The sequence below is a fragment of the Shouchella oshimensis genome (assembly GCF_002019765.1).
GTDB lineage: Bacteria > Bacillota > Bacilli > Bacillales > Bacillaceae_D > Shouchella > Shouchella oshimensis.
This window is the reverse complement of the sequence record NZ_KV917380.1, coordinates 133667-154817: the sequence shown is the minus strand read 5'-3', so window position 1 is coordinate 154817 and position 21151 is coordinate 133667. Positions and strand designations below refer to the sequence as shown.

At 40.2% G+C, this 21151-nt stretch carries 21 protein-coding genes and 5 tRNA genes; 1 reads left to right on the top strand and 25 read right to left on the bottom strand.

Going from position 1 to position 21151, the window contains the following annotated elements; translation table 11 throughout:
* Window positions 1-33 precede the first annotated feature (33 nt).
* The 24 genes from rlmH to BK583_RS00665 all read right to left on the bottom strand — a co-directional run bounded on the left by rlmH (window position 34) and on the right by BK583_RS00665 (window position 19280).
* The gene (rlmH, locus tag BK583_RS00780; protein ID WP_038484662.1) at window positions 34-513 is read right to left on the bottom strand and encodes a 23S rRNA (pseudouridine(1915)-N(3))-methyltransferase RlmH; all 480 of its coding nucleotides are present in this window, start codon (window positions 511-513) and stop codon (window positions 34-36) included.
* A gap of 120 nt (window positions 514-633) precedes the next feature.
* Window positions 634-780 carry a CxxH/CxxC protein gene (locus BK583_RS00775; protein WP_078440283.1) on the bottom strand — a complete coding sequence of 49 codons (147 nt, stop codon included), beginning with the start codon at window positions 778-780 and terminating at the stop codon, window positions 634-636.
* A gap of 115 nt (window positions 781-895) precedes the next feature.
* Window positions 896-2116: a S1C family serine protease gene (locus tag BK583_RS00770; protein WP_038484666.1), complete on the bottom strand. Its 1221-nt coding sequence runs from the start codon at window positions 2114-2116 to the stop codon at window positions 896-898.
* A gap of 199 nt (window positions 2117-2315) precedes the next feature.
* The gene (locus BK583_RS00765; RefSeq protein WP_038484669.1) at window positions 2316-3110 is read right to left on the bottom strand and encodes an MBL fold metallo-hydrolase; all 795 of its coding nucleotides are present in this window, start codon (window positions 3108-3110) and stop codon (window positions 2316-2318) included.
* 41 nt (window positions 3111-3151) lie between these two features.
* Window positions 3152-4015, bottom strand: coding sequence for a two-component system regulatory protein YycI (locus BK583_RS00760; protein ID WP_055736087.1), 864 nt, complete (start codon window positions 4013-4015; stop codon window positions 3152-3154).
* A complete protein-coding gene (locus tag BK583_RS00755) occupies window positions 4012-5355 on the bottom strand; it encodes a YycH family regulatory protein (RefSeq protein ID WP_038484674.1) in 1344 nt (447 codons plus the stop codon). The genes BK583_RS00760 and BK583_RS00755 overlap by 4 nt, the downstream gene beginning before the upstream one ends.
* On the bottom strand, window positions 5352-7226 hold the full coding sequence (gene walK / locus BK583_RS00750; protein WP_038484677.1) for a cell wall metabolism sensor histidine kinase WalK: 1875 nt from the start codon (window positions 7224-7226) through the stop codon (window positions 5352-5354). Before walK ends, BK583_RS00755 begins: the two co-directional genes overlap by 4 nt.
* A gap of 5 nt (window positions 7227-7231) precedes the next feature.
* Window positions 7232-7939: a response regulator YycF gene (gene yycF, locus BK583_RS00745; RefSeq protein ID WP_038484680.1), complete on the bottom strand. Its 708-nt coding sequence runs from the start codon at window positions 7937-7939 to the stop codon at window positions 7232-7234.
* 194 nt (window positions 7940-8133) lie between these two features.
* Window positions 8134-8206, bottom strand: a tRNA-Thr gene (locus tag BK583_RS00740).
* 3 nt (window positions 8207-8209) lie between these two features.
* A tRNA-Phe gene (locus BK583_RS00735) sits at window positions 8210-8285 on the bottom strand.
* 46 nt (window positions 8286-8331) lie between these two features.
* Window positions 8332-8408 (bottom strand) — tRNA-Asp (locus BK583_RS00730).
* 25 nt (window positions 8409-8433) lie between these two features.
* Window positions 8434-8505: transfer RNA gene (locus BK583_RS00725), tRNA-Glu, on the bottom strand.
* A 10-nt stretch (window positions 8506-8515) separates the two neighbouring features.
* Window positions 8516-8591: transfer RNA gene (locus BK583_RS00720), tRNA-Lys, on the bottom strand.
* Between the two features lie 211 nt (window positions 8592-8802).
* Entirely contained in the window at window positions 8803-10089 is a 1287-nt protein-coding gene (locus BK583_RS00715) for an adenylosuccinate synthase (protein WP_038484683.1), read from the bottom strand.
* Window positions 10090-10206: 117 nt separating this feature from the next.
* Entirely contained in the window at window positions 10207-11568 is a 1362-nt protein-coding gene (gene dnaB / locus BK583_RS00710) for a replicative DNA helicase (protein ID WP_038484685.1), read from the bottom strand.
* Window positions 11569-11641: 73 nt separating this feature from the next.
* Window positions 11642-12085: a 50S ribosomal protein L9 gene (gene rplI, locus BK583_RS00705; RefSeq protein ID WP_038484688.1), complete on the bottom strand. Its 444-nt coding sequence runs from the start codon at window positions 12083-12085 to the stop codon at window positions 11642-11644.
* On the bottom strand, window positions 12082-14052 hold the full coding sequence (locus BK583_RS00700) for a DHH family phosphoesterase (protein WP_038484692.1): 1971 nt from the start codon (window positions 14050-14052) through the stop codon (window positions 12082-12084). Before BK583_RS00700 ends, rplI begins: the two co-directional genes overlap by 4 nt.
* A 31-nt stretch (window positions 14053-14083) precedes the next feature.
* Window positions 14084-15019: a DUF2232 domain-containing protein gene (locus BK583_RS00695; RefSeq protein ID WP_055736086.1), complete on the bottom strand. Its 936-nt coding sequence runs from the start codon at window positions 15017-15019 to the stop codon at window positions 14084-14086.
* 164 nt (window positions 15020-15183) lie between these two features.
* On the bottom strand, window positions 15184-15417 hold the full coding sequence (rpsR, locus tag BK583_RS00690; protein WP_035396877.1) for a 30S ribosomal protein S18: 234 nt from the start codon (window positions 15415-15417) through the stop codon (window positions 15184-15186).
* 25 nt (window positions 15418-15442) lie between these two features.
* Window positions 15443-15928, bottom strand: coding sequence for a single-stranded DNA-binding protein (ssb, locus tag BK583_RS00685; protein WP_038484698.1), 486 nt, complete (start codon window positions 15926-15928; stop codon window positions 15443-15445).
* Window positions 15929-15966: 38 nt separating this feature from the next.
* Complete coding sequence (gene rpsF / locus BK583_RS00680; RefSeq protein ID WP_038484700.1) at window positions 15967-16254, bottom strand: 30S ribosomal protein S6; 288 nt, start codon at window positions 16252-16254, stop codon at window positions 15967-15969.
* A 586-nt stretch (window positions 16255-16840) separates the two neighbouring features.
* Complete coding sequence (gene ychF, locus BK583_RS00675; protein WP_038484703.1) at window positions 16841-17941, bottom strand: redox-regulated ATPase YchF; 1101 nt, start codon at window positions 17939-17941, stop codon at window positions 16841-16843.
* A 48-nt stretch (window positions 17942-17989) separates the two neighbouring features.
* The gene (locus BK583_RS00670; RefSeq protein ID WP_038484706.1) at window positions 17990-18187 is read right to left on the bottom strand and encodes a DUF951 domain-containing protein; all 198 of its coding nucleotides are present in this window, start codon (window positions 18185-18187) and stop codon (window positions 17990-17992) included.
* A 64-nt stretch (window positions 18188-18251) separates the two neighbouring features.
* On the bottom strand, window positions 18252-19280 hold the full coding sequence (locus BK583_RS00665) for a YkvI family membrane protein (RefSeq protein WP_055736085.1): 1029 nt from the start codon (window positions 19278-19280) through the stop codon (window positions 18252-18254).
* A gap of 84 nt (window positions 19281-19364) precedes the next feature.
* On the opposite strand from BK583_RS00665, the gene yyaC reads away from it, so the two are divergent.
* The gene (gene yyaC / locus BK583_RS00660; RefSeq protein ID WP_055736084.1) at window positions 19365-19991 is read left to right on the top strand and encodes a spore protease YyaC; all 627 of its coding nucleotides are present in this window, start codon (window positions 19365-19367) and stop codon (window positions 19989-19991) included.
* On the opposite strand, the gene BK583_RS00655 is transcribed toward yyaC, so the two are convergent.
* Window positions 19988-21133, bottom strand: a complete 1146-nt coding sequence (locus BK583_RS00655; protein WP_055736083.1) for an aminotransferase class V-fold PLP-dependent enzyme — start codon at window positions 21131-21133, stop codon at window positions 19988-19990. The genes yyaC and BK583_RS00655 overlap by 4 nt on opposite strands.
* Window positions 21134-21151 lie beyond the last annotated feature (18 nt).

Here is a 21151-nt window from a genome sequence, read left to right as displayed (position 1 = left end):
TTGTTGTGCTCTTTACCTTTCCTACAACCTCATTTACTTATGGTACGGTTCTCCTCTATTAATCCGAAAACTCCTATAAACCTGCTCCAGCAAAACGAGCTTCATCAACTGATGAGGGAACGTCATTTTAGAAAAAGAAAGCAACTCATCCGCTCGCGCATAGACATCATCAGAAAGTCCGAGTGACCCGCCAATCACAAAAGCGATTTTACTTTTGCCGTATGTGCCAAGCTGCTCAATGCTTTTAGCAAGCTGCTCGCTTGTCTTCATTTTTCCTTCGATTGCTAGTGCGATGACGTACGTATCTGCATCCATTTTTCCAAGGATCCGTTCTCCTTCTTTCTTCTTGACGATACGCATGTCTTCTTCGCTTAAATGTTCTGGTGCTTTTTCATCTGCTACTTCAATCTCATGGATTTTAGCGTAGGCGCTAAGTCTTTTTTTGTATTCGTCGATCCCTGAACGTAAATATTTTTCCTTCAGCTTCCCAACAGTAATGACACTGATATTCACTTGTGTATAACTTCCTTTCCTATTTCCTTTCTCCTGTTATCCTCTGTGTATAACACAAAAACGAAGAGGGTAACACTTATCCACATGATTTATCCACATATCAACAATGTGGGTATCTGATTATTTTGTTAGTGTATAGACTGCTTTTTCTTCGCAAAATTGGCATGTTCGTGGTTCTTTTGCTTGTTCGACAATGGGTGCCGTTTCCCATTCATCCACAGCGACATCCAACGCTAGTTCAATATGCTCTTCACATGCTGCTATCATCGTGCACGTCCTTCCATTTTTCGTTCTTTCAGTATAGCATTTTGTTATCCACAGTCCAAAGCGTTCTTGCAAAAAAAAGAACCCCTTTCGTTATGAAAGAGGTTCACTTACCGTCTTATACATCTGGTTGCTCCGTTAGTGTCACATCAACGGTTTCTTCTGTACCGCCACGATAAAGGGTAACAGAGATCGTATCACCAATAGTATTTTCACGATAGAGCATATGTCTTAAATCTTGTGCATTTTCAATGGTTTCACCATCAATACCAACAATGACATCTTGCTCTTGGATACCTGCGTTTGCAGCCGGGCTACCAGGGGAAACGTTCACTACCACAATTCCTTCGGTTACATCTTCAGGTAAGCCAAGGGATTCCTGCAGTGCAGCTGTTGGAAATTCATTTAAATTACGTAAGGTAATGCCTAGAGACGGTCGTCTTACCTCTCCTGTTGTCTCTAATTCTTCAATAACAGGCTGGACAATCGCAGATGGAATGGCAAAGCCTAATCCTTCCGCAACACCGGAAATTTTCATTGAATTAATGCCAATCACTTCACCATTTATATTAATTAATGCACCACCACTGTTACCAGGGTTTATGGCTGCATCTGTTTGCAGTACTTCGGCATTCCAATCAGCTTGACCGTTTCCAGTCGTATCAATTGGAATACTTCTTTCTGTTGCGCTAATAATCCCTTGGGTAACGCTACCAGCAAATTCTAGGCCCAGTGGGTTTCCAATTGCAATCGCTGGCTCACCAACGCTTAATGAATCGGAGTCACCGAATGAAGCGACTGTATCAACATCATCTGAACTAATTCGTAGTACAGCTAAATCTGTCAATTCGTCTTCACCAATCACTTCTGCTTCTACTCTCGTGCCATCGGTTAAGGCTACTTCTACTTCCGTAGCACCATCAATGACGTGTTGGTTTGTTACGATGTATGCGTATTCCCCTTCTGCTTTATAAATCACACCTGATCCAGTACCACTCTCGCTTGCATCACCTTCACCGAATAAATCGGATTGCTGAAGATTAATGACACCAACAACCGCATCGGAAACTTCATTAACAATATCCGTTACAGCGGAATTGACATCTAAATTAATGACATTTGAATCGACTTGTTCCGTTTGAGGTTCAGCAATGGTATCTGTATTTTCTTCAACATTGTCATCGAATGGAGCTAGGTTTGACAATAATGGTGAAGCAATCAATACAAGCGCTGCACCGATAATTGCCCCGCCAAAAGCAGAAAATCCTGCAACTTTACCATTACTCGTTCCTTGCTTCGGTTCCTTATAGCGAGAATCATTTCCATCGTAATAACCCATTGCCCTTTACCCCTTCCATTTCAGCTCTCTAACCATTTTCCTACATTATACCCATTTAACCTAATTCTTCTAGATTAAAACCGGGAATTAAATGATTTTTGTAGTTCTTTTAACATTTGTTTAGAAAGAGAGGCTAATCATGAGAAATAAACAAATTTTGTATGGTCTATTACGTAACTATTTACGTTTTTCGTTGCTTTTAAACCACGCATAATGCGGTTGGGCTATATGGGTCGGTATCATGAAGATGAATGGATTTCCCTACTTGATGACCTTCTTGTTCAAGCACTTGTTTAACGGTCATTCGTGCTAAGTCTTTCATATTGTTATCTAAACTTAAATGAGCAAGATACACATGAATCGGCGTATGATCGGCAATATCATGTAATGCAAGAGCTGCATCTTCATTTGACACATGCCCCATATCGCTTAAAATGCGACGTTTTACATTCCAAGGATATCTTCCGACTCGTAACATATTTAAATCGTGGTTCGATTCAAATACGTATGAGTTTGCACCCGCAATGGTTTTTTTTATCCGTTCGCTTACATAGCCCATGTCTGTTGCAATCACTAGTTTCCGTCCTTCATGACGGAAACAGTAAAACATCGGGTCAGCAGCATCGTGGGACACACCAAATGATTCTACTTCAAGGTCACCGAATTGTTTAACTGTTTCCTGGTTAAAATGGAATTTTTGATCGGTGGTTAACTGACCGATTTGTTTTTCCATCGCTTTCCACGTTTTTTCGTTTGCGTAGATTGGCAAGTTGTGTTTGCGGGCAAATATGCCTGCACCTTTTATATGGTCACTATGTTCGTGGGTCACAAGTAAGGCATCTAGTTGTTTTGGATCGCGATCAATCTTTTTAAAGAGCTCATCCATCTTCTTTCCAGTTAACCCTGCATCCACTAAAATTTTTTGCGATGCAGTCTCCACATACATCGCATTTCCGGTACTTCCACTTGCAAGCACACTGAAACGCATAGCCATCTTACGTCCTCCTTGGTTCTATTACTCTCTCAAAAAGAGGATCACTCACTTAACTCATCTTCAATTTCTTCATTTGTTTGTGATTCGTCTGGATACCACTGGTGCTGTTCTGAGAGGATGGCATTCACTAGGTAAATTCTCATATCCTTTTCTTCTGCGTCAGCACCCGACCGATCGACCGTTACTGCCCACATAGGGGAGAAAAAGCGCGGCGTCTGATCAGATAAGCTATAATAGCCAAATTCGATACGTTCTATTGTATTATTCATGGATAAGTAGTGGTTATCTAATAGTACTCGTATCGCTGTCATATACGGGGTCATATCCCGTTCGTCTCGATTCTCACTGAAGCTATAGCGTTGTTGTTCATAGCCAATTACTTCATCATCGTCATTTAGTTCTACCGTTAATGCTTCATCATTATCGATGTACGTTTCTACTTGATTATAGAGTTGATTAAAATGAAGAAAATGGCCTTCTCGTCTAGAAAAGACGTATTCTTCACCATAAAGAACATGCTCTGCTAATAAGGGTGCAAATGCTTCTTCTGTATTCGCATTTAAAAGTTGGCTAATGTTCATCGGCTCTTCTAACTCAACCCGAATCACATTTGAAGACTGACCAATCGTTTCCACTGAATGGCCGTTATTTTCTAGCTGTTCAATTTCCTCATTTGTAAAGCTTACTCTCGAACCCTCAAGCACGACCCCTCTTGCATCAGATGTATTTACATCTTCATCTGGGAGGGTAATGTTGTTATCGTCAAGACGCTCGACAATTTCAGGCGCTTGTTCAATACTTTGCAATTGACCTTCCAACACACGATCGACAAACTGCCAGCCTAAGAAGATATTTAACAGCAAGAATACTACAATAAAAATAGATTTTGTTCGATTCCAATTCATTCTGTTAACTCCTCATCAGATCTAACAACAGCTTCCCATTCACCGTCCAATTGATAAAACCACGTTGGGGTTAAATCGGCACGCTTACTACTTGTCATCGTGGCTTTATAGCCTAAGCGAATATCGGTTACATCTTCCCATAAGATGGTTGAGCTTTTTTTTATCTGATTCACAGCATCTAAACCAGACGAAACTTCTCTCTCTTGCTCTGTATACCGATCTTCAAGCTGGAACAGAGGTCGCCCCATGCTCACAACCTGTGTACCTGCACGGGTGACGTACATCTTCATACGATCTTGGTCACTACTCGTTGTGGTTAAACGGTGCTCAAATACTGGTAGATGATTCACGTATAAACGAAATTCAGCTTGGTCCGTTGCATCTTTTTTATTCACTTGATCAATGGCATATTGATCTGTCCATCCACCTGTTACATTAATAAACTCTTGTGCAACTTCCACTATGTGACGATTGCTTTCTTCTTGACTATCGGTTGAATACGGGTACGAATAATTTAAGTAAGAAATGGTACTATCATGGGTCACGGTTCGACTGCCATCTGTAAACAAATATTCCCCGTTTAATTGATTCGCCCTAGGCACATCCGTATCGTTAAACAATCGCTGATTAATCAGCATAGGCATCTCTTCATCGTTTCTTAATCTGTAATCATAAATTCGCACAACTTGCTTTTCAGTCGGCACGTAAATGTCATTGCGTAGCAATAGATAAGTTGAATCATTTTCTTTCACAACCTCTGTTGCTAGTTCAGACTCAGTATCCGTCGCATAAATTAAATTCTTCAAATCACTTGCTGGCATTGTTGTACGTAATGACATAAATTCTTCTTTTTCAGAAGAGGCAAAGGTGAAATTAACAGTGTCCTCTTCTGTCACATAAACAAGTAATCGATTGACTTCCCGACTCGTATTCATTTGATCGTAATTGCCGTCAAAGTAAGCCAAGAGTGACTGTAACGGTAGCTCATCAGGAAACCGTAATTCAATTCCCTCTGCACTTGTTGTCACTGGGTCTGCTGATATCGCATGTTCAAACTGATATTGACGCAATGTCGTAAGCGTTTGATCATACCGATTGTTTAATGGATTCATTAGCGCATACCCTTCCAAGTCTTTGTGCAAAATCATTGAGCTAGGCTGAATAAGATCCGTTATTAATCGCTCTTCCCCTATCATGGAATCCGCATAATTCCCGCTTTCACCTGATTCACTCTCTAACGCTTGAAGATTTGGCTGATACGTCCATAGCTGGTAGGTAAAAAACAAACTTAAGCCAATTAACGCGACTAAAGTGGCTGTTTTAAACTGTTCGTATTTCACACTTTACCTCCTTTAAACGTAGAGTAAGGCAATGTTATATAGATGGTTGTTCCTTCGTTGTATTCACTATTCACCCAGATTTCTCCTTCGTGCGCCACAACATATTCCCGGGCAATCGCTAAGCCAAGACCTGTCCCACCTACATTTCTCGCTCTTGCTTTATCCACACGGTAGAAACGTTCAAAGATCTTGTCCTGAGACTCGGTCGGGATTCCCATTCCTTCATCTGATATACTGATTCTTGCTTTGTTTCCTTGATGAAGTAATGTAATGCTGACGTTTCCGCCTTCTGGTGAATACTTAATGGCATTCGATATAATGTTATCCAGCACTTGCGTTAATTTATCTTCATCAATTTTTGCAAATGTTGGCTGCTTGACGATGTGACGATGAAAAACAATATCCTTGTCCTTTACAATCATCTCAAAACGCTCGATAATTTGATGCAGGAATGAACCTAATTCAACCCAGCGTAAATCCATCTCGTAATCATTGGAATCAATACGAGAAAGCTGGAGAAGATCATTCACTAATCGAATCATACGGTCTGTTTCTTTTTGTGTAACGTTAAGAAAGTGCGGCGCAATTTCCTTGTCCTCTACGGCACCATCTGCAAGTGCTTCTAGGTAACTCTTCATCGTTGTTAGCGGTGTCCTCAGTTCATGAGAAACATTTGCCACAAACTCACGGCGTTCACTTTCTATTTTTTCTTTTTCCGTTACATCGTGAAGAACCGTAATTAACCCATTCATCGGTCCGTCATCTTCTTGGATAGCAGAGAAGTTTGCCTCTAATAAAACCAGTTCCTCACCATGACTAAAATCAAGTAAAACCGATTCATTTTTCTCGTACAAATCATAAATGCTTTGCGTTTCATCCATATTCAATACGTCCATAATTGGTTTTCTTAATACATGCTTTAAGGAAATACCTAATAATTCTTCTGCACGTCGGTTCATTAGAATAATTAAACCGCTTTGATCAGTAGCTACAACCCCGTCGGTCATATGAGCCAATACTGAACGAAGACGCTTCTGTTCCCGGTCTCTCATAAGCGTTGTATCATGGAGCTTATTCGTTAGCTCGTTAAATGACATTGCTAGCTGTCCAAGCTCATCTGAGCCGTATACCTTTACTTGTCTTGAAAAATCCCCATGTCCCATCCGTAAAGCTTGCCTACGCATGTCCAAAATTGGCGCTGTAATGGTTCGAGCCACTAATATAATCACAAAAAATGTAATCAATAATGCAATGGTTGAGGCAACTATAAAGATCTGGTTGATCGACTGGGCTTGATCTGTCACTTCTTCAATCGAAGCTTCTACGTAGACAGCACCTTGAAGTTCAGATGCTTCTGTATTACCTCCATCAAGAGAAGCGTTAGCAAAGTCTTCATTTGGTCGAATGGGCTGTGCTTTCACAAAATAACGTTCTTGGTTCTGCTCATTAATGCGCTGATCGCTCAATGAAGATCCACCTGTAATCGCTCTTCTAACAATTGTTTGCTCTGTTAGCTGACCAATACGTGTCTGATCATTTGGATCAGAACTTGCAAGCAATACAAAATCTTTCCCGATAATTTGCGCTTTCCCGAACCGAATGTTTTCGTCTGTTTGTGGGAACGTTTCATTTAAAAGCGTGTTTAAATTTTCCTGCGTATCTGAATCCTCGTCAATTAATTCACGTGCGGCACTGACTGTAAGCAAGTTAACCCGATCGCTAATGACAGTTTCGTAGTTATCCATTAAACTTCGCTCAAGTGAATTTGAGAAATAAAAACCAATAATCTGCATGGCAAGAACAATAAGCAACATGTAGATAATAATGAGCTTAAAGCGTATGGACTTAAAAAAGCCTACGTTTTGATCCATTTACCTTACTCCTGATTATCCTGTGGTGCTAAGAAATAGCCAACACCTCTACGCGTCATAATCCAAGTAGGGTAGCTTGGGTTATCTTCAACTTTTTCACGTAAGCGTCGCACGGTAACATCCACGGTACGCACATCACCAAAATAATCGTAGCCCCATACGGCTTGCAAAAGGTGTTCTCGTGTCATCACTTGTCCAATATGCTTTCCGAGATAATGAATTAACTCAAACTCCCGATGTGTTAAATCAACCGCTTCACCACGTTTTCTTACTTGATACGCATCAGGATGAATAGACAACTCACCAATATGCATTTCTTTTGATGAAGAACCTGTTTCTTCGACTGCAACTTGCTGACGTCTTAGATTCGCCTTTACCCGTGCTAACAACTCCCGTGTACTAAATGGTTTCGTCACATAGTCATCAGCACCTAATTCTAAACCTAATACTTTATCAATCTCTGAATCTTTAGCCGTTAGCATAATGATTGGTAAATCAGATTGTTTACGTACTTCTCGACAGACTTCCATTCCGTCCTTATAGGGAAGCATAATATCGAGTAACATAAGATCCGGCTTACGCTCACTCACTTTTTCTAGTGCCTCGTTTCCATCATAAGCACACTCTACGCTAAACCCTTCTTTTTCTAAATTAAATTTCAATATATCTGCAATTGGCTTTTCATCATCAACAACTAAAATATATTTATCCATTCTTTTTACCTCCTGGATCAGTAGTATCTATTTATTTATTCCATTAAAATTTATGTCACTTAAACAAAACACCAGCCACTGCTGATGTTTTCACTACAAAAAATTGCCCGGGGAATAACGACATCCCTCGTACTAGTTTAACATATCTACCAAAAACAAAAAGAACTTTATGCATTCACATAAAGTTCTTTCGATGCCGGCCAGAGGACTTGAACCCCCAACCTACTGATTACAAGTCAGTTGCTCTACCAATTGAGCTAGACCGGCAAGTGGTGGCTCGGGACGGAATCGAACCGCCGACACACGGATTTTCAGTCCGTTGCTCTACCAACTGAGCTACCGAGCCTTACTTATTATACATCAAGATTATTTCAACAATGACGAAGAAAAAATGGCGGTCCGGACGGGACTCGAACCCGCGACCTCCTGCGTGACAGGCAGGCATTCTAACCAACTGAACTACCGGACCATTTGTGTATGTATTTATATAAAAGTGACCCGTACGGGATTCGAACCCGTGTTACCGCCGTGAAAGGGCGGTGTCTTAACCGCTTGACCAACGGGCCACTGTAAAAATGGTGAGCCATGAAGGATTCGAACCTTCGACCCTCTGATTAAAAGTCAGATGCTCTACCAACTGAGCTAATGGCTCAAATACCAAACTGAGCAGACGGTGCAATAAGCAAGCCGTGTTTCGTCATATCCTCTCGACGACAAGATTTATAATATCACATATAAATCATCTGCGCAATACTTTTTTTAAAACTTTTTTCTATAACGTGCTTGGCTCATAAATTCAGTCTTAAGCATACTGAAAAAAAAGGGAAAACGCAAGCTTTTCCTTACGCTTTCCACATAATTCATTATGCAAAGACACCACGAACAAGATTTGTTTGATTCCGATCCGGACCAACAGAGAATACGGTTAAAGGAATACCTGTTAATTGCGTAACTCGTTCTAAGTAATGACGCGCATTCTCAGGCAAGTCTTCCAATGTTTTGGCTCCTGTAATATCTTCTTCCCAACCTGGTAACTCTTCATAAACAGGCTCACACTCTGCTAGTACATTTAGACTTGCAGGAAATTCATCCATGATTTCGCCTTTATAACGATAGCTTGTACAAATTTTTAGTGTTTTAATCCCTGTTAAAACATCAATCGAGTTAAGAGATAAATCTGTAATCCCACTTACACGGCGAGCATGACGAACAACAACACTATCAAACCAACCAACACGTCTTGGTCGTCCTGTTGTCGTACCATACTCACGGCCAATCTCACGGATTTGATCACCCGTTTCATCATGTAACTCAGTTGGGAAAGGACCATCACCCACTCTTGTCGTATAGGCTTTAGATACACCAACAACATGATGAATTTTAGAAGGTCCTACTCCAGATCCAATTGTCACTCCCCCAGCAATTGGGTTAGATGATGTAACGAATGGGTATGTTCCTTGATCAATATCAAGCATAACCCCTTGTGCACCTTCAAAAAGCACACGTTTTCCATCATCTAATGCATCATTTAACACAACAGATGTATCCACAACGTATTTTGCAATTTGCTGACCATACTCAAAGTATTCTTCAACAATCTCATCTACAGAGAATCCTTCTGTTTCATAATACTTTTCAAAAAGACGATTCTTTTCTTTCAGTACAGAAGCTACTTTTTCTGCAAACGTATCTTTTTCAAGTAAATCAGCAATTCGAATGCCAATACGAGCTGCTTTGTCCATATATGCAGGACCAATCCCTTTTTTCGTAGTCCCGATTTTATTCGCGCCTTTGCGCTCTTCTTCTACAACATCTAATTTTATATGATAAGGTAAAATAACATGCGCTCGATTGGAAATTCGTAAGTTACTTGTATCAACATCTCTCTCATGTAAGTAAGCAAGCTCTTCTACGAGTGCTTTTGGATCAATAACCATACCGTTCCCAATTACACACGTTTTATCTTTATAGAATATTCCTGAAGGAATCAAGTGAAGTTTATATTTTTTGCCGCCAAAAACAATTGTATGGCCAGCATTGTTCCCACCTTGATAACGAGCCACAACCTCTGCCTTTTCAGATAAATAATCTGTAATTTTGCCTTTACCTTCGTCGCCCCATTGTGTTCCTACAACAACTACTGAAGACATACTGACACCTCCACGCTCATTTAAAACCATTGTAAGTATAGCAGGTCAATTCCAGAGCGTCAATGAAATCCGAACATTGATCTCACTATTGACCTTTTCATTCGTTTAAAATCTAATTTACATTGGTGGCATGTCGTTTTCATCATGCCTACGGTCCAAATTAACGAATTTATTGTATTCTTTTACAAATGCTAGTTCAACTGTACCAACAGGGCCATTACGTTGCTTAGCAATAATAATTTCAATCGTGTTTTTGTTTTCTGTTTCCTTATCATAGTAATCATCACGATAAAGGAAAGCAACAATATCTGCATCTTGCTCAATACTTCCTGACTCACGAATGTCAGACATCATTGGTCGTTTGTCTTGTCTTGATTCTACTCCACGAGAAAGCTGAGATAACGCAATGACTGGCACCTCAAGCTCACGGGCGATTGCTTTTAACGTTCTTGAGATTTCAGATACTTCCTGTTGACGATTTTCGCCGCTTCGGCCATTTCCTTGGATCAGCTGTAAATAGTCAATCAGTATCATCCCTAATCCACTTTCTTGCTTCAATCGCCGACATTTCGCTCGTATCTCACCAACTTTTACACCTGGTGTATCGTCAATATAAATTCCTGCTTTTGATAAAGACCCCATTGCCATAGATAGCTTATGCCAATCTTCCTCGTCCAAAGCTCCTGTACGCATACGCTGCGCATCGATGTTTCCTTCTGCACAAAGCATTCGTTGTACAAGCTGACTTGCACCCATCTCTAAAGAAAAGATTGCTACGTTTTCATCGGTTTTCGTTGCGACATTTTGAGCAATATTTAATGCAAACGCCGTCTTCCCTACAGAAGGTCGTGCCGCAACGATAATAAGGTCGTTTCGTTGGAAGCCTGCGGTCATTGTATCTAGTTCAGAGAAGCCTGTCGCAATCCCTGTAATATCACCACGAGATTGTTGGAGCACTTCAATTTGATCATACGTTTCTAGTAAAACATCTTTAATCTGAACGAAATTGGATGAATTTTTTTGTTGCGCTACTTCTAGAATTGTCTTTTCTGCATGATCGAGGATGGCACCTACCTCATCCTCGCTTGCATAACCGTCTTTAACGATATCTGATGCGGCACGAATTAAGCGTCTTAATAAAGATTTCTCTTCTACAATACGACTATAGTAATCTACATTCGTTGCTGTTGGAACGGTTTCAGCGATATCTGTTAAATAAGCGACACCACCAATATCGTCAAGCCACTGCCTACCTTGAAGATCTGCCGTCAACGTGACTAAATCGACAGGCTCACCTTTTTCACTAATATCAAGCATCGCTTCATATATTCGTTGGTGACTAGCACGGTAAAAGTCTTGCGGAAGAAGTCGTTCACTTGCTGTTGTGAGCGCCTGTTCTTCAAGTAAAATGGAGCCAAGGACAGCTTGTTCTGCTTCAATATTTTGTGGGGGCGTCCGGTCATTTAGAAGATCACTCATAAGGTTTACTCCTTTTGTAATAGTTAACGGAAATGAAGCTGACTCGTTTTGAGTCAGCTTCTCTTCTACATCCTTATACTTCCTTCACATGAACATTTAATACAGCTGTTACCTCTGGATGAATCTTGATCGGAACTTTTGTATAACCAAGTGAACGGATTGGTTCATCTAATTGAATTTTGCGCTTGTCAATTTTCTTGACTTCTTTTTGTAGGGCTTCTGCAATTTGCTTGGTTGATACAGCTCCGAATAATCGGCCACCCTCGCCTGCTTTTGCAGGAATGGTAATCGTTAATTCTTCTAATTTCTGTTTAAATGCTTGCGCGTCTTCAAGCTCTGCTTGTGCTTTTTTATCTTGGCTCTTTTTTTGTGCTTCAAGATCTTTAATGTTTCCGGAAGTAGCTTCCTTCGCTAATTGGTTTGGAAGCAAGTAGTTTCTTGCATACCCTTCCGCAACGTTTTTCGTTTCCCCTTTTTTACCTTTACCTTTTACATCTTTCAAAAAAATAACTTTCATCGTTCCGAACCTCCTTCAAATCCATCGTCTATCGCTTGTTCTAATCGATCTTTTACTTCTTCTCTCTCAGCATCTTCTAGTTGTGTTGCTGCGTTTGACAGATGTCCTCCACCGCCAAGACGTTCCATAATGACTTGCACATTGATATCACCAAGGGATCGAGCACTAACTCCGACTCGACCATCGCCTCTTTTACAAATAACAAATGAGGCACGAACGCCACTCATTGTTAAAAGCGTATCTGCTGCTTGCGCAATAATAATCTGATCATATGGCTCATCATCATTCGCCATTGCAATTGCATAACCGTCTCGGTAGACATACGCATTTTCCATCAGCTTAGAGCGGCGAACATAACTCGCTAAGTCTTCTTTTAAAAGCTTTTGTACAAGGGCTGTATCTGCACCATTTGCTCTTAGGAACGACGCAGCATCAAAAGTACGCGCACCCGTACGAACCGCAAAGCTTTTCGTATCAACGGTGATACCTGCAAGCAATGCTGTCGCTTCTAATCGATCCATTTTAAATTGCATCGGTTGATACTCTAATAATTCTGTAACAAGCTCTGCTGTTGAGGAAGCATACGGTTCCATATAAACAAGCACTGGGTCATGTACAAAGTCTTCACTTCTGCGATGGTGGTCGAGTACAATAATGCGGTCAACCATCTGCAATAGTTTAGGTTCAATGACCATAGATGGCTTATGCGTATCTACAATAACAAGCAACGTTTCTTTATCAGCAATCTGTACAGCTTCTTCAGGCGTAACAAATTGATTCCATAAATGTTCCTGCTGCTTGACTTCATCTAACAATCGTTGAACATCAGCATTTGTATCTTCTTCATCAAGTACAATAAAGCCTTCGCGATCATTTAAGTCTGCCAGTTTCAAGACACCAAGGGAAGCACCAATTGCATCCATATCTGGTCTATTATGACCCATGACAATCACTTTTTCGCTCTCTTTAACGAAATCACGCAAAGCATGGGAAATTACTCGCGCTCGGACTCGAGTTCGCTTTTCTACAGCGTTTGTTTTTCCTCCGTAAAATCGAACGCGTCCATTTTTCTTCTTAATGGCTACTTGGTCTCCACCTCGTCCTAAGGCTAAATCAAGACTGGATTGAGCTAATACACCAAGTTGTTTTAAAGAAGCTTCTTCTGTACCTACACCAATACTAAGGGTAATGGGTGCTTTTTCCTTCGCAGTAATCTCACGTATTTCATCAAGAAGTTCAAAACGATTCTCTTCTAACAGTAACAATGTCTTATGATTCATAACTGCTAAAAACCGATCTGACGATGTTCTGCGTAAGTAAATGTCATAATCATTTGCCCAGTTATTTAGTGCCGTAGTGACTTGGGCTAGCAAGCGACTACGAATTTGGTCGTCCATGCTTTGGGTTACTTCATCGTAATTGTCTAAATAAATATGCGCAATTAACGGTAGCATATGATCATACCGCTTCTGCGTTGTTTCTTTTTCTGTAACATCTACCACGTAAATCAGTCGTTCGTTTTGTTCAAACGTAAAATGATAATAGCCAGATTCAAACTGTATGGTTTCTTCTGCGGTATCATCTTGGATATACTGCTGTAAATCTTTATGGATAACAGTTACATCCATTCCATTTAACCCTGTTCCAAAACGCTCTTGTATAAATGGATTTGTCCATTGTATGGTTCCACTTTCATTATAAAGAACAATCCCTACAGGAAGCTTTGTTATAGCTACATCACTTGCTTTATTCACTCGGTACGAAAGCGTTGAAATATACGTATCAAGATAATGATCGTCCTTTTTCTTTGCTCTAAAGTAAAAAAACACCCAGATCAGTAAAAGCGCTGTTACAGCAACACCCGCTTCCCACTGATTAAACGTAAGCCAAGCCGTTAAAGCTAAAACGAGGGTAAATAGAGTGATGACATACGTATGCTGCCACCACGGCTTGTTCCAATTAGGCATGAATGTCATCTCCTACTCATTACGGCCAAATTTATTCCTTTAATCGATCCCTTAAGCGTAACATCAAATCCATCAATCCGATAATCTTTATGAATAGTATCGTTAACTGCATAACCAACATCAACAGCACCAGTCCAAACGTGACAATCACGATTACTGTTTTCGATGCCTTTTTATCATACATATAGGTTTGGATAAAAGATAGACCTTGTATCAGAAGAAAAATACTAAAGATGTTAAACCCTGTTAACGAAAGGCTCGCCATAAGAGAACCCTGCTCAAACGAAATGAACCCTAGAAGCATAAACAAAAAATAGAAAGCAATAATAGATCTCGGAAACTGCCAGTTGCGAAAGGCAGGAAGTTTATCATATTGTATTCCTACTCGTTTATACACAAGCGTAGACAGTCCATAAAGGATAAACCCATACATTGTACCGAATACGAGGAGTAAAAAAGGCATCATATCTTGTAGCATCTGCATATATTCTCGGATAAACGCGTCATCATATACATCAACAGCAAACGACTCAGCTAGCCTTTGGGTTTCTACTAATGTTTCTCGCACCGCACCTAAAATCGACACATCATATAATCCTTCAATGATCACATAGATCATAGCTAAAGATAAAAACGGCGCAATAATGAATACAACGATTCGTTCGACCGCCGACTTCCTCATATATTGATAATAACCAACGAGAACACCGATTACGGCGAAACAAATGGGGACAAATATCATACTTGAAAAAACAAGCGATAACCCAACTGTCGCCACTGTCGCCACGCTAGCGACCATCGTTCCTGTTTTTAATCCATACACTGCGGTTATATAAAGAAGCGGTAAGGGAAGTGTGATAAATGCAAGTGTGTTGATTAAGGGAATACCAGTAACAAGCAGAGTGTACAATAGAACAAACAGTAACCCGTTTATTATCCCTCTTGTTACAACGTTCTTGTCTTCCAATTCGTCACCTCTTTTAAGCGTGCAAGCTGTTTCTTTCCACAGCCTTTTTCTATTTTATCGCAATTACTGTGAAAGTAAAAGCGAGTTCAATTGAAATTAAAAAAAGAGAGCAATCAAACTGGCTTTTCGAAAGCCGGCTTAATCCACCCTCTTTTATCGCAACATTAATTTACTTCGTTTACGTAAGGAAGTAAAGCAATTTGACGGCTGCGCTTAATTGCAACAGTCAGTTTACGTTGATATTTTGCAGATGTTCCAGTTACGCGACGTGGAAGAATTTTACCACGCTCAGAGATGAAACGTTTAAGCAAATCAACATCTTTATAATCAATGTGCGTAATTTTGTTTGCTGTAAAGAAACAAACTTTTCTACGCTTTGGACGACCGCGACGTGCCATAAGACATTCTCCTTTCTATTTGTTATTAGAATGGTAAGTCATCATCAGAAATATCAATTGAACCATCGTTCGAGAACGGATCGTTGTCATAACCGTTTGAACGATTACCACCACTTGAACCTGTGTTTCCTGAACCTGATCCATAATTTCCTTGAGAACCACCGAAGTTTTGGTTTTGATTGTTTTGGCTATTACGAGGTTCAAGGAATTGAACACTCTCAGCCACGACTTCAGTTATAAAGACTCGTTTTCCTTCATTATTATCATAACTGCGCGTTTGAACTCGTCCATCAACGCCTGCTAAACTTCCTTTTTTCAAGAAATTCGCTACGTTTTCCGCTGGCTTTCTCCAAACAACACAATTAATGAAATCCGCTTCTCTTTCCCCTTGTTGATTAGAGAATGGACGGTTGACTGCTAACGTAAAGTTCGCAACAGCAACACCATTCGGGGTAAAACGAAGCTCAGGGTCACGGGTTAATCGGCCAACAAGAACAACACGGTTTAACAATGCGATCCCTCCAGCCTAGCTCGTTTATTTTATCGTTATTATTGTTCGTCTTTTGTAACAAGGACACGGATCACATTATCATTGATTTTAATCAGACGATTAAATTCATTGATTGCTTCAGTGTTCGCTTGTACGCTAATAAGAACGTAGTAGCCGTCTTTGAAATCATTGATTTCATAAGCTAAACGTTTTTTACCGATCTCGTCTACCTTTAAGATTTCAGCACCATTATCAGTGAGCACATTGCTGTAACGCTCAACGATTTCTTTGTTTGCTGCCTCTTCTAGGTTTGGAGCGATAATGTACATAATTTCGTACTTACGCATTCCATTCACCTCCTCTTGGTCTAAACGGCTCTGTTTGTAAAGCAGAGCAAGGAGCAAAAACTAATTCACTCACATTCAATGATTATATCATTTTAGAAGTTAATGAGCAAGCTACAAATTAACATCACCTGCCTTTATATAAAAAAGTAGTTAACGAATTGGGAAAAATACATGAGGGTGAGGTTTTGCGAAGAGTTCTTGAAGCTTACATACCTATTACGCTTTCTTTTGCTTAATTCCTTCTAACATCACAGCGATATTTTTCGACATCACCTTTTTGAATCAATAAAAAAGAGACTGGGACAAAAGTAGATAGACAGACCAAAACGACGAACATTCCTGAAAATAGGAACGTTCGTCGTTTGTTTTATATGAACATTAGCAGAAGGAGAATCCGAAGACTCCTGGGGGATCAGCACGTGTCTGAAGACTCTGGAGTGGCGGTTTTCCACGGAGGAGGCTGAGGCCGTGTCCCCGGAAAGCGAAGAATTCTCCTGTAGCGGTGCTACTCAGCATAGTTTAGACTATTCGTCTTTTCAAATACTACTTTTCGTTATGTCCCAGCCTCTTCTACTCGCATAACTCTTTATACATTAAAACGGAAATGGATAACATCGCCATCTTTAACGACATAATCTTTCCCCTCGAGGCGAACTTTACCTCGTTCTTTGGCAACTGCCATCGTTCCTGCATCAACTAAATCATGGTAGGAAACGGTTTCTGCACGAATAAAGCCACGTTCAAAGTCTGTGTGAATGATTCCTGCAGCTTGAGGTGCCTTTGTTCCATTACGGAATGTCCATGCTCTCACTTCTTGTTCACCAGCTGTAAAATACGTTTCTAGTCCAAGTAAAGAATAGGCAGCACGAATTAACTGGTCAAGACCGGATTCTTCAATCCCTAATTCTTCCAAGAACATTTCTTTTTCTTCACCTTCAAGTTCAGCAATCTCAGATTCAATCTTTGCACATACTACGATGACATTGCTATTCTCTTGATTCGCAAATTCTTTCACTTGCTTCACATAGTCATTATCTTCTTCAGCAACAAGATCGTCTTCAGAAACGTTTGCAACATATAAAACTGGCTTACTGGTTAATAAATGAAGCTGTTTTACAATTTTAAGCTGGTCGTCATCGAAATCGATGCTACGTGCAGGCTTTTCGTTTTCGAATGCATCCTTTAGAAGCTCAAGTACAGCAAGCTCCGCAACAGCTTCTTTGTCTTTTGTCTTAGCTAGCTTTGCTACTCTCGTTAACCGTTTATCAACCGATTCTAAATCAGCCAAAATCAACTCTAAATTAATGACTTCAATATCTCTTAACGGATTTACGCCACCAGACACATGGGTTATATTATCGTCTGCGAAGCAACGAACAACATGGGAAATCGCATCTACTTGACGGATATGAGATAAGAATTTATTTCCTAACCCTTCCCCTTTACTCGCGCCTTCCACAATCCCAGCAATATCTGTAAATTCAAAAGCTGTTGGTACCGTTTTTTTTGGTTTTACAAGTTCTGTTAGTTTATTTAAACGAGAATCTGGTACTTCAACAATCCCTACATTCGGGTCAATCGTACAAAAGGGATAGTTTGCAGATTCAGCACCAGCTTGTGTGATTGCATTAAATAAGGTTGATTTCCCAACGTTTGGTAAACCAACAATTCCTGTCGTTAAAGCCACTTCCGTCACGTCCTTTTATTTATCGATTCTCAAATCCGAACAGTGTTTTTACTGGTTCTCAGACTCGATTACTTTTTTTAGCTTCTTTGAGAAATCCCGACGTGGCAGCATGACACTATGTTGACAACCTAAGCATTTTATACGTACATCCATTCCCATGCGGATAATCTTCCAGCGATTTTCCCCACAAGGGTGCGGCTTTTTCATTTCTACGACATCATGTAGCGCAAATTCCTTGTTTGCCAATGTTCTTTCCTCCTTCGGGTATTTCTGCTTGTATTATACACGAAGGAGTGCTGCCTTTGTAGTGTCAGTGCTTCTTTTTTGTGGCAGGGTGCCTTAAAATTGGGTATAACAGTAGCGCAGCAAGGATATATAAATTTAAAATTCCGTATAGAGGATACAAAATCGAAATTAACGTAGAGAACCCAAACAGTGTCAATGGTGCCATCAATGCAACGAGGAGCAATGCAATTACCCACGGTTCACCGGTAACTTTCACTTGAATACGAGATAATAACCCTAATACACCTGAAGCAGCAGTTGTATAAATTGCTAGCCAGAGGACCAGTGAGATCGCTACTACCATTACTGAAGGGTAATGTTTTAGTATAACGAATAATGGTATCTCATAGAAAATGATTTCTTGAGCAACTGTAAGCAAAGATTCATTATAAATATACGAAACCGTACCTAAAATAACACCACTTCCGATACTTGCAATGTAGATTTCACCTCGATGATGAATTTGGTTTCCGACAGCGCCTAATACAGCAATGATTGGTAGAATATTTAATGATGTAAACGTTAATGACGCCGGCCAATTTTTTTGCTCTTGCAAATTAAATGAAAATGTAAAACCAATTGACTGTTGATAGACAAGTAAAACCGCCAATAAGCAAACAATAAGAATAGGAATAAGGAGCGCATTGATTTTTGTCATACCGCTTGTACCTTTTATAAAAATAAGAACAACAAGAAATCCGTTGACGATAATGCCAAGCCAAGTTGGAATATGGTAGACCTCGAGAGTGGCTCCAGCCCCTGCAAGCATAATCACTGTTACTGAAAATAAATAGAGAATAATCATAACATCATAGGCTTTAGCTAATCGCTTTCCTAATACTTTTTCTAGCACTGGGAGATAATGAGTCGTTTGTTCTTTCTTAGACACCGTTAAAATAACAGCACAGCTAATAGAAAAAAGAATAGCAAACAGTACGATGGCTAGTCCGCTTTCAGCTCCAAAAAATTCCCATAGCTCCCTCCCTGAAGCATAACCTGCTCCAATAATTGTTCCTACTATTAAAAACATCCACTTTAACCCATTTCCCCACAAAATCCTCACCCTCGCTGATTCAGCATGTATAGATTTTCTAGAAATCTACTATACTGTTACTACTATGGTGAAGGAGTTAATAATATGAGTACAAACCTTTGGCCTTTCAGAAAAAAAGTGTTTTCAAAACGTATGCATATGGATGATGTTGGATTTACACAAGAGCTAGGGAAGTCCCTTCTTTCATTTTGTCGACAACACGCTTCAAAGGAATTTATCGTTGCTTGTATAGGGACTGACCGTTCTACAGGCGATGCCCTTGGGCCACTTCTTGGAACGATGCTTCAGAAGTGCCATCTCACTCAATTTACCGTTTATGGAACATTAGAAGAACCTCTTCATGCAGTGAATTTAGAAAATCGATTAAAAGAGATTCACGAGCTTCATCCTAATGCTTTTCTTATTGCCGTTGATGCTTGTTTAGGGCGACAAGCGCACGTTGGATCGATCACACTTTCAAATCAATCATTGAAGCCAGGAGCAGCTATGGGAAAGTCTTTGCCTGAAGTTGGTGATTGTTCTCTTACTGGAGTGGTGAATGCTGCTGGCTTAATGGATTTCCACATACTTCAAAGCACTCGTCTTCATGAGGTCATGACAATGGCTGAAAAACTTCAAACTGTTTTCACTTATGTAGATATGCAATTGAAACAAAGCATAAAAAAACACCCTTCTCTTTTTCAAAAGAAAGGCATTTTTACCGAGCTTTAAAACGACGCTCCGATTTCCTTTATTGCTTGGATAAGGACTCGAACATCATTCATTGTCGTATAAGGTCCAAAGCTCACACGTACTAATCCTTTGTCAATCGAGCCAAACCACTCATGCAATTTGGGAGCGCAATGCAAGCCAGCTCTGACAGCAATTTGATAGTGTTGATCAAGAATAATGGCACACTCTTGACTGCTTAATTCAGCAAAGGCGAATGAAACAACGGCTAAGCGACCTTCACTTGTTTCCGAGCCAACAAGTGATACGTTTACATTAGCAATCTCTCGTAAAAAATAATCAACTAACTGTACTTCATGCTGATAGATTGCCTCCGTTCCTCCTAAATACTCAAGCTCATCTATTCCAGCCCCTAGTCCTGCAATAGCAGGTGTATTTAGCGTGCCTGCTTCATATCGCTCAGGCCACATAATTGGCTGATCTTTACTTTCAGAACTATGGCCAGTACCGCCATACGTCATTGGTTTTAAGTGATAATCATGTTTTGATAGTAAGATACCTGTACCTTGAGGACCTAACAACCCTTTGTGACCCGGGCAAGCAAGCAGATCAATCCCATCTCTCTCCATATTAATGGAAATCGTTCCTGCTGTTTGTGATGCATCAACACAAAGGATTGCTCCTACAGACTTCGCTTTTTCAGAAATCGACGTTAATGGTACGATTTCCCCTGTAACGTTTGAAGCATGATTAATAACGACAAATTTCGTTTTATCATTAATCGCTTCTACTACACTAGCAGCCGTTTCCTCGCCTGTTTTTCCACCGGCAAATCGAATGATGATACCCGCTTGCTTTTCCATTGCATATAAGGGTCGAAGGACTGAATTATGTTCAAAATGCGTTGTAACAACTTCATCTCCATTTGAAAACGGAAAACCAATAATAGCTTGATTTAACGCAAACGTTGCATTTGGATAAAACCATACGTGTTCTTCCGATGGCGCGTGAAAGAATGCAGCGATCTTTTGCCTTGTTTGCAAAACCAATTCAGAGGCTTGTCTAGATAAAGAATGTCCTCCTCTTCCAGGGTTTGCGCCATGCATTTCCATCGTAGTGACAACCGAGTCAATCACCCGTTTCGGCTTAGGAAATGAGGTTGCCGCGTGATCAAAGTAATACATTGATTTCTCTCCTTCCAA